The sequence below is a fragment of the Pseudomonas sp. ES4 genome (assembly GCF_050586665.1).
Lineage (GTDB): Bacteria > Pseudomonadota > Gammaproteobacteria > Pseudomonadales > Pseudomonadaceae > Aquipseudomonas > Aquipseudomonas frederiksbergensis.
The window spans coordinates 1-13,971 of the sequence record NZ_JBOBDO010000041.1 but is presented as its reverse complement, the minus strand read 5'-3'; the positions used below and the strand labels follow the sequence as shown (position 1 = coordinate 13,971).

Annotated in this window: 11 protein-coding genes; 3 read left to right on the top strand and 8 right to left on the bottom strand. The window is 59.9% G+C overall.

The genetic code is table 11. The features are described 5' to 3' along the window. Nucleotides 1-45: 45 nt before the first annotated feature. Nucleotides 46-468 carry a hypothetical protein gene (locus tag ACQ4OB_RS27075; protein ID WP_430956816.1) on the top strand — a complete coding sequence of 141 codons (423 nt, stop codon included), beginning with the start codon at nucleotides 46-48 and terminating at the stop codon, nucleotides 466-468. 112 nt (nucleotides 469-580) lie between these two features. On the opposite strand, the gene ACQ4OB_RS27070 is transcribed toward ACQ4OB_RS27075, so the two are convergent. Then, complete coding sequence (locus ACQ4OB_RS27070) at nucleotides 581-1,957, bottom strand: GTPase/DUF3482 domain-containing protein (protein WP_430956815.1); 1,377 nt, start codon at nucleotides 1,955-1,957, stop codon at nucleotides 581-583. Further along, on the bottom strand, nucleotides 1,950-3,329 hold the full coding sequence (locus tag ACQ4OB_RS27065) for a DUF2868 domain-containing protein (protein ID WP_430956814.1): 1,380 nt from the start codon (nucleotides 3,327-3,329) through the stop codon (nucleotides 1,950-1,952). The genes ACQ4OB_RS27070 and ACQ4OB_RS27065 overlap by 8 nt, the downstream gene beginning before the upstream one ends. 85 nt (nucleotides 3,330-3,414) lie before the next feature. Between ACQ4OB_RS27065 and ACQ4OB_RS27060 the strand changes: the two genes are divergently transcribed. Further along, nucleotides 3,415-3,927: a dihydrofolate reductase gene (locus tag ACQ4OB_RS27060; protein WP_074871719.1), complete on the top strand. Its 513-nt coding sequence runs from the start codon at nucleotides 3,415-3,417 to the stop codon at nucleotides 3,925-3,927. Between the two features lie 110 nt (nucleotides 3,928-4,037). On the opposite strand, the gene ACQ4OB_RS27055 is transcribed toward ACQ4OB_RS27060, so the two are convergent. Next, a complete protein-coding gene (locus ACQ4OB_RS27055; RefSeq protein WP_430956813.1) occupies nucleotides 4,038-5,429 on the bottom strand; it encodes an L-cystine transporter in 1,392 nt (463 codons plus the stop codon). A gap of 255 nt (nucleotides 5,430-5,684) precedes the next feature. Here ACQ4OB_RS27055 and ACQ4OB_RS27050 point away from each other — a divergent pair, with 255 nt between their 5' ends. Further along, nucleotides 5,685-6,740 (top strand): phosphorylcholine phosphatase, encoded by a 1,056-nt coding sequence (locus ACQ4OB_RS27050; RefSeq protein ID WP_074871716.1) that lies wholly within the window; start codon nucleotides 5,685-5,687, stop codon nucleotides 6,738-6,740. A 156-nt stretch (nucleotides 6,741-6,896) separates the two neighbouring features. Here ACQ4OB_RS27050 and ilvD read toward each other — a convergent pair whose 3' ends face one another. The 5 genes from ilvD to ACQ4OB_RS27025 all read right to left on the bottom strand — a co-directional run bounded on the left by ilvD (nucleotide 6,897) and on the right by ACQ4OB_RS27025 (nucleotide 13,866). Next, complete coding sequence (ilvD, locus tag ACQ4OB_RS27045; protein WP_074871713.1) at nucleotides 6,897-8,738, bottom strand: dihydroxy-acid dehydratase; 1,842 nt, start codon at nucleotides 8,736-8,738, stop codon at nucleotides 6,897-6,899. Nucleotides 8,739-8,996: 258 nt separating this feature from the next. Beyond that, a complete protein-coding gene (locus ACQ4OB_RS27040) occupies nucleotides 8,997-10,202 on the bottom strand; it encodes a multidrug effflux MFS transporter (protein WP_074871711.1) in 1,206 nt (401 codons plus the stop codon). Beyond that, complete coding sequence (locus ACQ4OB_RS27035; RefSeq protein ID WP_430956812.1) at nucleotides 10,195-11,172, bottom strand: diiron oxygenase; 978 nt, start codon at nucleotides 11,170-11,172, stop codon at nucleotides 10,195-10,197. Before ACQ4OB_RS27035 ends, ACQ4OB_RS27040 begins: the two co-directional genes overlap by 8 nt. Next, on the bottom strand, nucleotides 11,169-12,245 hold the full coding sequence (locus ACQ4OB_RS27030; protein ID WP_430956811.1) for a SagB family peptide dehydrogenase: 1,077 nt from the start codon (nucleotides 12,243-12,245) through the stop codon (nucleotides 11,169-11,171). Before ACQ4OB_RS27030 ends, ACQ4OB_RS27035 begins: the two co-directional genes overlap by 4 nt. A 424-nt stretch (nucleotides 12,246-12,669) precedes the next feature. Beyond that, nucleotides 12,670-13,866, bottom strand: a complete 1,197-nt coding sequence (locus ACQ4OB_RS27025; protein ID WP_033060516.1) for a class I SAM-dependent rRNA methyltransferase — start codon at nucleotides 13,864-13,866, stop codon at nucleotides 12,670-12,672. Between the last annotated feature and the right edge of the window lie 105 nt (nucleotides 13,867-13,971).

The following is a 13,971-nucleotide window of genomic DNA, read 5'->3' as shown; positions in this document are numbered from 1 at the left end:
TTGCAGTAACGGTTCAATCTGGGCTTTTCGCAAGGAAGCGCACGGATGCGTTATTTGAAAGTGATTGCACAGGATCGAAGCAGGAAGGGCTCGGCAGATACCGTTCATTTTGAGTTCCATGAAGATGATCGGTTGCAGCGTGAGACGACGGATGTGGATCGGCAGCGGCTCAGTTCTTTTGGCAAAACCTATTTGAAATGCGCCTGGTTCAACGAGGGTGAAGGTGAGGATCGACACTTGCGCATCTTCTCGCAGAATCCATCCGCTGACGGCACACCTGAAACGGTGCGGCTGCATTTTCACGAGGGGCGGAAGATTGCCTATAAAGCCGCGGCTCACGATCTTGATAACGATGGTGGGCTGGAGGTGATACTGAGTTCGGATGTGGACAATGACGGGCGCGCGGATCGCACGGATCGCAGTCGTGTCACAGCGTTGGTGAGAGAGTTTCTGAAGGTCGATTGGTAGTGGTTGATCGTTCCCACGCTCTGCGTGGGAATGCCTCAAGGGACGCTCCGCGTCCAGTGACGCGAAGCGTCACGGGCTGCATTCCCACGCGGGAGCATGGGAACGATCAGGTTCAGAGTTGCTGCGCCAACAATTCGATCTGCTCCTGCCGTTCCGCCTGGCTCAACTTCGGATAGGGATTGAGTGACGACCACTGCGGATGCGCCCGGGCCTTGTTCAGCGCTTCGGGCAGTTTGCCTTCGCGCCAGGATTTGTCCTGGGGTGTGGCGACCTGAATGCTGTCCATCGCCGCGTGCCCGCGCGCATTGAGCGCATGCAGCAGTTGCCGCTGACGCAGCGCCAACAGCCGCAGCACGCTGTCGTCAACGGTCAGTTCACGCTGGCCTTTGATCTTGCCCATCAACCGACTGCCATAACTGCGGGCCGTTTGCAGGGCGCCACCGGCAATCGCGCCAGCCAATGCGGCCGCGCCGAGGGTCAGGCCGCCGACCAGCAAGTCCACGCCGGCCCCGGCTGCCGCGCCGGCCGCGATACCGCCACCGACTCGCACGCCGAGTTGCTTCAAGGTTTCCGGGTTGAACAGGTCGTCACCCCAGCGGCCATCGAGCAGCGGCAGATCGCTGGCCGCCGCGTCCTGTGGGCGGAAGGCGTAGAGCTTGAGCAGCGCTTCGACGCAGCGTTGTTCCCGTTGTCGAACCGCTTTGCGCAGTTCGTTGATGGCCTGCTGTTCTTGCTCGGCTTCGCTGACCACGCTGCGTCGGCAGGCGGCGCAGTCGATCAATAATTCGGCAATCAGCCGCGCCGCACTCCGTTGCCGGGCTCGACGTTGCGCTTGCTGATCGGCGATCAAACGTTCCAGTTGCGGCCGGGCGTTTTCCAGCAGCAGGGCGAGGCTTTCATAGAGTCGACGTTCGCCATCCTCCGGTGGTGCGACGCTGTCGAAACGCACCAATGCATGCAAGCCCAGACGTGCCAATGCCTCGCGCCAATCCGGTTCGCGGTGGTTGGCGCTGCTGACGAAATTCAATACCGGCAACAGCGGTTTGCCGCAGCTGGCCAACACTTCCAGTTCGTCGCGGTATTTGGCCAGCACCGGTTCCCGGGCGTCGATCACGTAAAGGCCGGCATCGCAGGTCAGCAATTGCCGCAGCACCTTGGCTTCCTGTTCGAAACGCTGCCGGGCTTCGCTGCCCTCAAGGAATCGCGCCAATCGAGCCGGACCGTCGAGGCGTTCGCCCGGTCGTTCCAGACGTTCGAGGTAGTCGAGCAGGGCGATGGCATCTTCCAGGCCGGGAGTGTCGTAGAGGTCGAGCAACGGTTCGCCGTCCACCGACAACCGTGCGCCTTCCACGTGTCGTGTGGTGCTGGGGCGATGGGACACCTCACCAAAACCGACATCGCGGGTCAGGGTGCGCAGCAACGAGGTTTTGCCGACGTTGGTGTGGCCGACCACGGCGAGCTTCAACGGCGCTTTCCAGGGATTAGTCATGACCGCTCTCCAGCCAGTTCAACGGCGCGCAATCGGCGAACGGCAAGTCCAACTGTTGCAGCGCCACGTGCCAGTCGCCCAGCCTTTGGGCGTCGAGCGCCTCGCCCGGCGGTGCTTGCAGCAGCCAGACGCGGGTGGCGCTGGCGCTGCGGGCCAGTTCGGCGATCAGTGCCAGGCTGCCGCGGTCCGGCGAGCGTCGAGGATCGCAAGCGATGGCCAGACGGGCCGGGGGAAAGCGGCTCAGTTGTTCGAGGAGTTTGTGCCGCGATTCGCGACTGTCGAGGATGCCGGCATTGCTCACGGACTTCGGCAGTGGCGGCGGCCAAGGGCGTTGATCGTCCAGCTCGATGGCCACCAACAGCGCGCCATCGCTTGGCAGATCGCTTGCAGCGTTTTCGATTCGATGCAGTTGTTCTGGCGCCGCGTCGCTGATGCCCAGGCGTTCACTGGTCGGCATCAGCCGTTCGCGCAGTTGGGCGTAGCCGGGCAGGTTCAAATCCAGGTGCAAGGCTGCTTGGCCGGTTTTCCAGCGCCACAGGCAAAACAGCGCCAGCAACAGTCGCGGCAAAACACCGTAGACCACCAGCACGCCGACCAGCCATGTGGCCCAGGCTTGACGGGCGCTTTCGATGTTGAGCGCGGCATCGCCGCTGGCGCGGATCATCTCCACGGTCGGAACGTTGAAACCCAGCATGGCCGGCAGGGCGCCGAGGGCCTGGGTCATGGCGACGAAGGTATCGCCGCCGAGGAGCGTGGTTTCCCAGACGAAGCCGTAACGCCGGGTCGCCATCAGCATTAACAGCATGACGAGAGCGCTGAGCATCGCCAGCAACCACAAACCGTTGACCAGTACGCCAACCGCCCAGCGATTGAGTTTCTGTCGTTGCAGCAAAAGCAGCAGGGCCGGAGCCAGTTGCGCGGCTTTGGCATCGCGGGCGAGTTTTTCGCTGAGCCATAACCATAAGCGGCCGAGGCTGGCGCCGTGCTCGCCGGCAAACACCAGGCCCAGCGCCCAGCTCAGCAATAGAATCAGGTTCAGCCCGAGCAAACTGCCCAAGGCCCAGAACACATTGACCGGTGTTTGTCCGTCGCCCAACGCGGCAAACGCCAGGCCTGCACCGCTGGCAATGGCCAGCAGCGCCATCACGATCAGCGCCAGACGCGCACCTTGCAGCCAATGTTTGAGGGCACTGGTCAGCCCATCGCGCTCGGCCAGCCACAGGGCGCGGCGTTGAATCCGTGTCGGCAGATCGCCGCCGGCGCTGCGGGCCAGCCGGTTGGCTTCCAGATCATCCAGGGGGCCGGCGTGTTCTTCACGCAGGCGCACCGTCTCGGTCACCCAGAGGTTTTGCAGTGGAGTCAGTTCAGTCACGCGGCATCCCGTCGCTCAATCGAGCTGTGAGCATAACCGCTGTGACGCTTATCGGGGTACGGGAGGCTCTGGTATCCTCGCCGGCATGACTAAATCACTCCCCCTCAGCCTGATCGCAGCCCTCGGTGAAAACCGTGTGATCGGCGTCGACAACAGCATGCCCTGGCACTTGCCGGGGGACTTCAAATACTTCAAGGCCACGACCCTCGGCAAGCCGATCATCATGGGGCGCAAGACCTGGGATTCCCTCGGTCGTCCGTTGCCGGGCCGATTGAACATCGTGGTCAGCCGTCAGGCGGATCTGCAACTCGAGGGCGCGGAAGTTTATCCGTCGCTGGAGGCTGCGGTGGTTCGCGCTGAAGAGTGGGCTCGGGAGCAGGGCGTCGATGAGCTGATGCTGATCGGCGGGGCGCAGTTGTATGCGCAGGGTTTGGCGCAGGCTGATCGGCTGTATTTGACGCGCGTGGCGCTGAGCCCGGAAGGGGATGCGTGGTTTCCGGAGTTTGATTTGAAGCAGTGGAAGCTGGTGTCGAACGTGCCGAATCCAGCGGAAGGCGACAAGCCGGCGTACAACTTCGAGGTGTGGGAGCGCGCATAGATCGTTCCCACGCTCTGCGTGGGAATGCAGCCCGTGACGCTCCGCGTCACTGGACGCGGAGCGTCCCTTGAGGCATTCCCACGCGGGAGCATGGGAACGATCAGAGCGGGTTAAGCGTGAGCCAACTCCGAATGCTCATCCGCATCCAGCAGCTCTTTATCGGTCTGCTGCATGATCTGGCTGGTGATCGCACCGGCCGTTATCGAACCGCTGACGTTCAACGCCGTGCGGCCCATGTCGATCAGCGGCTCAACCGAAATCAGCAACGCCACCAGTGACACCGGCAAGCCCATCGCCGGTAACACGATCAACGCGGCAAACGTCGCGCCACCGCCAACCCCCGCCACACCGGCCGAACTCAGCGTCACAATCGCCACCAGCGTCGCGATCCACAGAGGGTCCAGCGGGTTGATGCCCACGGTTGGCGCGACCATCACCGCCAACATTGCCGGGTACAGACCGGCGCAACCGTTCTGGCCAATAGTCGCGCCAAACGACGCGGCGAAACTGGCGATGGACTGTGGAATACCCAAACGGCGGGTCTGGGCTTCGATGCTCAGCGGAATGGTCGCAGCGCTGGAGCGGCTGGTGAAAGCAAACGTCAGCACCGGCCAGATCTTGCGGAAGAACCGCAGCGGATTGATCCCGGCGGCCGAGACCAGCAGGCCATGGACCACAAACATCAGGCCCAGCCCGAGGTAGGAAACCACCACGAAACTGCCGAGTTTGATGATGTCCTGCAGGTTGGAGCCGGCGACCACTTTGGTCATCAGCGCCAATACGCCGTAAGGGGTCAGCTTCATCACCAGACGCACCAGACGCATCACCCAGGCTTGCAGGGTGTCGATGGCGTTGATCACTTTCTGACCTTTCTCGACGTCATCTTTCAGCAGTTGCAGCGCCGCGACCCCAAGGAATGCAGCAAAAATCACCACGCTGATGATCGAGGTCGGCTTGGCGCGAGCGAGGTCGGCGAACGGGTTTTGCGGAATGAACGACAGCAACAGCTGCGGCACATTCAGGTCGGCAACCTTGCCCGCGTAGTCGGTCTGGATGGTTTGCAGACGGGCCATTTCCTGAGTGCCAGCCACCAGGCCTTCGGCGGTCAGGCCGAAGAGGTTGGTCAGCCCGATACCGATCAGCGCCGCAATGGCCGTGGTGAACAGCAGCGTGCCGATGGTCAGGAAGCTGATCTTGCCCAGCGACGAGGCGTTGTGCAGACGGGCCACGGCGCTGAGGATCGAGGCGAACACCAACGGGATCACGATCATTTGCAGCAACTGCACGTAACCGTTGCCCACCAGATCGAACCAGCCGATCGAGGCTTTCAGTACCGGGTTGCCGGCACCGTAAACGGTGTGCAGAGCCACACCGAACACCACGCCCAGCACCAACGCGAGCAGGACTTTCTTCGCCAGGCTCCAGGTGGTGTGACGGGTTTGCGCCAGGCCAAAGAGCAAGGCGAGGAACACCAGCAGATTGAGGATCAGCGGCAGATTCATTGGAACTCCGATAGAGACTTGTGCCGGCCACCTTCCGGGGCAGCCGCGAACCGGCAAGCCTAACAGCTTGATATCTAATGAATTAATATCAAAAACATCTGGCTACTGTCGTTTTTGGAATAAGCAAGCGTCGCTGACAGAGATGCAGCTGGCGTAATAGGGACGCAAGCGGTCGCGGGCAGACGAGGGCTGTCATATTTATTTGATAGCGTCGAGCTCTTTGAATCAGGGTCTTTTAACAAGGAAGCATTGCCGATGAAGCTCGCACCGAAATTTCTGGTCGCTGCACTTTGCCTGGGCCTTGCCGGCCAGGTATTCGCTACGGATTTGAAGCATTGGCCAGCCGATCAGGCCAAGGCGCTGGACGCAATGATTGCCGCCAATGCCAACAAAGGTAACTACGCGGTGTTCGACATGGATAACACCAGTTACCGCTACGACCTCGAAGAGTCGTTGCTGCCGTTCATGGAAAACAAGGGTCTGATCACCCGCGAGAAGCTCGACCCCTCCCTGAAACTGATGCCGTTCAAAGACACCGCCGATCACAAGGAAAGCCTGTTCAGCTACTACTATCGCCTCTGCGAACTCGACGACATGGTCTGCTATCCATGGGTCGCGCAAGTGTTCTCCGGCTTCACCCTCCAGGAACTCAAAGGCTACGTCGATGAGTTGATGGCGTCCGGTAAACCGGTGCCGGTGACGTATTACGAAGGCGACGTGGTCAAGAAACTCGACGTCAACCCGCCGAAAATCTTCACCGGCCAGAAAGAGCTCTACAACAAGCTGATGGAGAACGGCATCGAGGTCTACGTGATGACCGCCGCCTCCGAAGAACTGGTGCGCATGGTCGCCGCCGATCCGAAGTACGGCTACAACGTCAAACCGCAGAACGTGATCGGCGTGAGCTTATTGCTCAAGGACCCGAAGACCGGCGAACTGACCACAGCACGCAAGCAGATCACCGCGGGCAAGTATGACGAGAAGGCCAACCTCGGCCTCGAGCTGACCCCGTACCTGTGGACCCCGGCGACCTGGATGGCCGGTAAGCATGCGGCGATCCTGACCTACATCGATGAGTGGAAAAAACCGGTACTGGTGGGTGGCGATACCCCGACCAGCGACGGTTACATGCTGTTCCACGATGTCGACGTGGCCAAGGGTGGCATCCACTTGTGGATCAACCGCAAAGACAAATACATGACCCAGATTAACGGCATGATGGCCAAGCACGCCGCGGCTCAGGCCAAGGAAGGGTTGCAGGTTACGGCGGACAAGAACTGGGTGATCGTGAAGCCTGAAGAGATTCAGTAAGCACCACGATGATCGTTCCCACGCTCCGCGTGGGAATGCAGCCCGTGACGCTCCGCGTCACTGGACGCGGAGCGTCCCTTGAGGCATTCCCACGCGGGAGCGTGGGAACGATCAGCCCCGCACTTGGCGGGGCATTTTTATTTCTGCGACTGACGCTTAGAGCCCGTCGAGCATCGCCTTGTTACGCACGGCACCCTTGTCGGCGCTGGTCGCCAACAGAGCGTAAGCCTTCAGTGCGGTGGTCACCTTGCGTGGACGTTTTTCCACTGGCTTCCAGCCTTTCTGATCCTGCTCGGCACGGCGACCGGCCATTTCTTCGTCGCTGATCAACAGGTTGATCGAGCGGTTCGGAATGTCGATCAGCACTTTGTCGCCATCCTGCACCAGGCCAATCGCGCCGCCCGCCGCCGCTTCTGGCGAAGCGTGGCCGATGGACAGGCCCGAGGTGCCGCCGGAGAAACGGCCATCGGTGAGCAGGGCGCAAGCTTTGCCCAGGCCTTTGGATTTCAGGTACGACGTCGGGTACAGCATTTCCTGCATGCCCGGGCCGCCTTTCGGACCTTCGTAACGAATGATCACGATGTCGCCGGCCTTCACTTCGTCCGCGAGGATGCCTCGTACGGCGCTGTCCTGGCTTTCGAAGATCTTCGCGTTGCCTTCGAAGACATGAATCGACTCGTCGACGCCGGCGGTTTTCACCACGCAGCCGTCCAGCGCGATGTTGCCGTAGAGAACGGCCAGGCCGCCTTCTTTCGAGTAAGCGTGTTCGACACTGCGGATGCAGCCGTTTTCACGGTCATCGTCCAGGGTTTCCCAACGGGTCGATTGGCTGAACGCGGTTTGCGTCGGGATGCCCGCAGGGCCGGCCTTGAAGAAGTGATGCACCGCTTCGTCGTCGGTCTGGGTGATGTCCCACTTGGCGATGCCTTCAGCCAGGGTCTTGCTGTGCACGGTCGGCAGGTCGGTGTGCAGCAGACCGCCACGGGCCAGCGAGCCGAGGATGCTGAAGATCCCGCCGGCGCGGTGCACGTCTTCCATGTGGTACTTCTGGATGTTCGGCGCGACTTTGCACAGTTGCGGCACGTGACGGGAGAGACGGTCGATGTCGCGCAGGTCGAAATCGATCTCGGCTTCCTGGGCCGCGGCCAGCAAGTGCAGGATGGTGTTGGTGGAGCCGCCCATGGCGATGTCCAGCGTCATGGCGTTTTCGAACGCCTTGAAGTTGGCGATGTTGCGCGGCAATACCGACTCATCGTTGTCGCCGTAGTAACGCTTGCACAGCTCGACGATGGTGCGGCCGGCCTGCAGGAACAGCTGCTCGCGGTCGCTGTGGGTGGCGAGGGTCGAACCGTTGCCCGGCAATGCCAGGCCCAGGGCTTCGACCAGGCAGTTCATCGAGTTGGCGGTGAACATGCCGGAGCACGAGCCGCAGGTCGGGCAGGCGCTGCGCTCGTACTCAGCGACTTTCTCGTCAGAAGCGCTGGAGTCGGCGGCGATCACCATGGCGTCGACGAGGTCGAGACCGTGGCTGGCCAGTTTGGTCTTGCCGGCTTCCATCGGGCCGCCGGAAACAAAGATCACCGGGATGTTCAGGCGCAGGGCGGCCATCAGCATGCCAGGGGTGATCTTGTCGCAGTTGGAGATGCAGACGATCGCGTCGGCGCAGTGGGCGTTGACCATGTACTCGACGGAGTCGGCGATGATCTCGCGGCTCGGCAGCGAATACAGCATGCCGTCGTGGCCCATGGCGATGCCGTCATCTACGGCGATGGTGTTGAATTCTTTGGCTACACCGCCGGCGCGTTCGATTTCGCGGGCGACCAGTTGGCCCAGGTCCTTGAGGTGGACATGGCCCGGTACAAACTGGGTGAAGGAGTTGGCAATGGCGATGATCGGCTTTTTGAAGTCGTCATCTTTCATCCCCGTTGCGCGCCACAGTGCGCGGGCGCCGGCCATGTTGCGGCCATGGGTGGATGTTTTCGAGCGGTAATCAGGCATGAAGCACTCCGGGCGGCTAATCAGGTATCAAAAGGGAAGTGAGCTTCTATTGACGTCTGGAACACTCAGAAATGGCCGTGTGTCCGGAAGTTGCCGATAACTTTGCGGGATCGCCGCGCGCTTCAGCTTGAGCTCATAAACCCGCCGGGGGATGACTGGCGATGAATGTCGCGATTCTACACGGCTGGCGTCAGGAGGGAATGCCGGAAAAGGGGGATCCAGCGCTGACGGGGCGTGTGGGATGACGACCGGCAGGAATCACCCGCTATTCAATGAGAGCTGCCGACGCGTGATCAGCGCATTGAAGGAAACGCCGACGGTGCTCAAGACGAGGAAACTCAACGCCAGAGTCGTTTGCAGATGGGCTCCACTGAGATTGATCAGGGCGCTGATCAGGCCACCGCAGATGAACACCAGCGTGTTTCCGGCCGACGCCGATGTGCCGGCATTGTCCGGGAACACTTCCATGGCTTTGGAGGTGGCGACAGGGCGGACGATGGTCGTGCCGGCGGTGCAGATGATCATCGGAATCAGCACGGTCAGGGCTGAAAGCCCCAGCCGGTTTGAGAGCAAGAGCATCACCAGCCCCGAAAAGAAGATCAGGCCCAGGCCGACGACGATCTGTGTATGGGCCGCGATCCGCCCGGCGAGGGTTCGAGCGACAATGCCGCCGAAGATGTAGGCCACGCCATACAGCAGCAGTGTCAGGGAAAACTCGTAGGCTGAAAGCTGTAACTGCTCCATGAAGATCAGGGGTGAGATGACAATGAAGGAAAAGTGGCAGGTGAAGGCGATTGCGGCGATCAGCCAATAGCCGAGGAACCCTGCATCGCTACAGACACGCCGGTAGGACTGAAGAATGCTTCGGCGCGGGGTGGTGGCGGTGTGCCGGTTTTCAAGAAAGAAGCAGGCCTTGAGGAACACGGCGGCGGCGAGGGCAATAAAGACAATGAAGCTTGCGGGCCAGTCCAGTGCCTGTTGCAACAGGGTGCCAGCCAGTGGCGAGACGGAAATGAAGATGCCGCTGGCGGTAACCATCAGAATCCGCAGTTGGTCCCGCTCCTTGCCGTCGAACAGGTCCTGGATCAGCGCCTGCGAGAGTACGAAGCAACCACAGCCGATGGCCTGCACCACCCGGAACACCAGGAACCAGGCGTAGTCGGTGGACAGCACGCAACCTGTCGCACCGACAATCGAGACCGCCATCCCACCCAGCAGCAGACTTTTACGCCCGATGACATCCGAGAGCGGCCCGACCAGCAGTTGGGACAGTGCGATCCCGATGGCAAACAGACTGATGGAAAACGCGATGTCGCCTGGGGTGGTCCGGAAGTGTTCGGCCAGCGCCGGGAACGATGGCAGCAGGACATCCAGAGGGAAGACCCCGAGCAATACCATGGTCATTAACAGGGTGATGGCAGAGCGGCGGTGTTTGACACTGACCGCGGATTTTCCTTCATCCATCGACAAGTCCCGCCTGTGCGAAGAGCTGCTGGTTAAACGGCAGGTCGAAAAAACCTGCCTTCTCCATTGCCTGGAGCGTCGCGCCAGCACCTGATCGGGCGCGCTGCAGGCAGGCTTGCGGGCCGGTCAAGGTACTGAGGATTTCTGCGACACAATTTTCCCCGAGGTCCACGCTGTTCAGGCTTCCCTTCAGCCATCGCTCATCGACCTCAAAGAACATCAGGATGATGTCCACCAGCAGTTTCGCGGCGAACGTGCGTTGGCTGCTGTTCAGGGTCAGCCACAGATAATGGAACACTTGGCAAAAATAACGACTGTGCCGGGCCTCGTCGGCGAGGTGGTCCCTGAGCATTTCCTGGACGCTGGACACTAGCTCGTTGCGGCAAACCTCGAGCAGTTCCCGGGCGATGATGGTCTCGGACACGAAACCGACGAGAAACCAGGCCAGCGCCTTATGCCTGTCAGGTGCCTGGTCAAGCAGGGCGTTCAGTCGGGTAATGCGACGTGGCATCACCGGGCGCTGGTTCATGCCGTAGAGGTCGGCGATCTGCTCGGCGAGACTGTTGGAGAACAGCGCGTGATAACCCTCATCGGTATACAGCTGGAGGGCGGCGGTTTTCATTCGGCGGGGGATGGACACCCCGAGCTCATCGTGGACGATGGTTTCCACTGAGCGGTTGACGATCCGATGTTCGAGCCGGGTGGTGTAGTCGAGGAAATACACCAGATGGTTGGCCGACAATCGATGGATGATCGCGCTGCCGGCGGCTTCGATCACCGGGTGATTCAGGTAGGACAGGAAGGCGGGCGGGAACCAGTGTCGTGTTTCCAGTTGCCGTTCCAGATCGGATGGCAATTGATAGGTATGTTCGCTGGTGCGTACCGAGGCTCGGCTGTTCCAGTCACCGAGGGTGTAGCGCTGTGCCCAGGCGTCGGGCAGTGACAGGTCGTCTGTGCGAAGCTCGGTCATTGTTGTGGCCCCCGGCTGCTTAGCAGTGCTTTCAATTCCTTGCACATCACTTGCCCGTCACTCTGGCCGCAGCCGACAAAAAACAACGGTTGTTCGGCGCTGTCCTCGATCCCCAGCAACGTTTCAACCTGGTCGTCGGCCAGTGCACCCGTCAGCCAGGTGCTTAACCCAAGTGCGGTGGCCACCAGTTGAAAGGTCTGGGAGATATGACCAGCCTCGACATAAGCCATTCGGTAGGCCCGTGAGTGTTCATATTTCCACCACAGTTTGTCGAAGCGAGCGGTGATGAACAGGCCGACTGGCAGGTTGTTGATGAAGTGCTGCCCACACAACAACTGGCCCAAGGGCAAATCAGGCGTTGGATTGACGAAGCTCAGAGCATGTTCGTCGGGGTGGTAGGCGTAGAGCCCAGGATCCAGGCCACTGACGTTCTGAACATGAAGAAAACCGTCGCAGGCATTCAACCCTCCGCCGGAGGGGCTGCTGCGCCGGGCGCCGAGACCTTCAGCGATGGTTTCGTCGATGTCGTTGTCGCGCTCACGCAGATAGCCAAGGGACAAATACAAAAGCGTGCCCACAGCGTCGAGAGAGACTCTTTCACCCGTGAAGGAGCGACAGGTTTTTCGCTCGATCAAGGTCGCTACAAGCGCTTTTGCCGGGAAGCAGGAAGGTTGAGGCAGGGCAATTCGTTCGGTTGTCGGCTCTGTGCGTCGGGTCTCCGGGGCGGGAGTGGCCAGTACTTCGGCGCAATGCTCCAAGTAGTGTCTCGACCATTCATTAATATCCTGGGGAGTATATTCACAAGGAATGTTCTTGGTTCCGATATGAAATATCTTCGACAGTTCATCCCAGCCCCATTCAAGCGGAGTCTGGATGGAAGATGTGAGTATTCCCGCATTCAGGAGTTGCGTGTCGATTATGTTGTTGTCATCAAACTTTTCAGGGTCGTCGATAAGCTGTGCGAGACGGGCTGAATATTCAAGATTCAATTCGAATTGTTTGTGGTTCTTGTAATCCCAGACTATTTGGTCGGGCGCGCGAGGAAGTATGAATATATAAGGGTTTATCTGCATGATTGACGACTCACTCTGGTCTTTGCCATAGAAAACGCTGGGTAGCCGGCACTCCCCAGTGTTTTATTTACTTAGCGGGCTTTTGGTGCGACCAGAAAAGCCAGGTTGGCGAGTTTGTTGGTTTCCAGAGTAATTGCTTTCATGTTTTAAACTCCTTGTAGTTGATAGTGAGTGTCACTCCGTTGTGACGACTTAATCATAGTTTGTAATGAATTCTTATCAAGGGGAGATTGGGTAGGAATGTTCCAGTAATTTTGTCGGATTCATCTGACGGGTGAATGAATCTTGTAAGTTCTATCTGAAAATATATAAGGCAAAGCGAAGCATCCTACAAGTCATTAAGACCGCTGGAGTAGGAAGTTGGAGAATTCAATAACAGATAACAGAACAGGGAGCCGACTGGCTCCCTGTCATACCGGCGAAATCAGCTGTTTGGCAGCAGACGGCAGGTGATGCTCTTGATGTAGCGGGTTTCGGCGATGGCCGGGTGAACCGGGTGATCCGGGCCCTGACCGCCACGCTCCAGCATCTGGATATTGCGGTCCAGGTGACGGGCGCTGGTCAGCAGGATGTTCTGCAGATCGTCCTCGGGCAGGTGCATCGAGCACGAAGCGCTGACCAGGATGCCGTCCTTGCTGAGCAGGCGCATGGCTTGCTCGTTCAGGCGACGGTAGGCACCTTCACCGTTCTTCATGTCTTTTTTGCGTTTGATGAACGCCGGAGGATCGGCAACGATCACGTCGAAACGCTCTTCGCTGGCTTTCAGCTCTTTCAGGGCTTCGAACACGTCACCTTCAATGCAGGTCATCTTGTCGGCGAAACCGTTCAGCGCGGCGTTGCGCTCGACGCCGTCGAGGGCGAAAGCCGATGCATCGACGCAGAACACTTCACTGGCGCCGAACGCGGCCGCTTGCACGCCCCAGCCGCCGATGTAGCTGTACAGGTCCAGTACGCGTTTGCCTTTGGCGTAAGGTGCCAGGCGTGCGCGGTTCATGCGGTGGTCGTAGAACCAGCCGGTTTTCTGTCCCTGGATGACGGGCGCTTCGAATTTCACGCCGTTTTCTTCCAGCGCAACCCACTCCGGCACCAGGCCGAACACGGTTTCGACGTAGCGGTTGAGGCCTTCGGCATCACGGGCAGCGGAGTCGTTCTTGAACAGAATGCCGCTAGGCTTGATCACTTGGGTCAGCGCTGCGATCACGTCTTCTTTATGGGCTTCCATGGTCGCCGAAGCGATCTGTACCACCAGGATGTCGCCGAAACGATCGACCACCAGGCCTGGCAACAGGTCGGAATCGCCGTAGACCAGGCGATAGAACGGCTTGTCGAACAGGCGATCGCGCAGGGACAGCGCGACGTTCAGGCGATGCACCAGCAGCGACTTGTCCAGCGGCAACTTGATGTCGCGCGACAAGAGGCGGGCGCAGATCAGGTTGTTCGGGCTCATGGCAACGATGCCCAGCGGCTTGCCGCTGGCGGCTTCGAGGATCGCCTGGTCGCCGGCCTTGAAACCGTGCAAAGGCGTAGCGGCTACATCGATTTCGTTGCTGTAGACCCACAAGTGGCCGTTTCGCAGGCGACGGTCGGCGTTGGCTTTGAGGCGCAGGCTAGGCAGGGACATGACGTCGCTCCGGAAAAAAGAGCGGGAGTATAGCGTGTTGAGGGAGTGGCGGGTTTGGTGGTCGATGAAACGCGGATGAGGGCCGTCAGTAAGGTGCTGATCCTG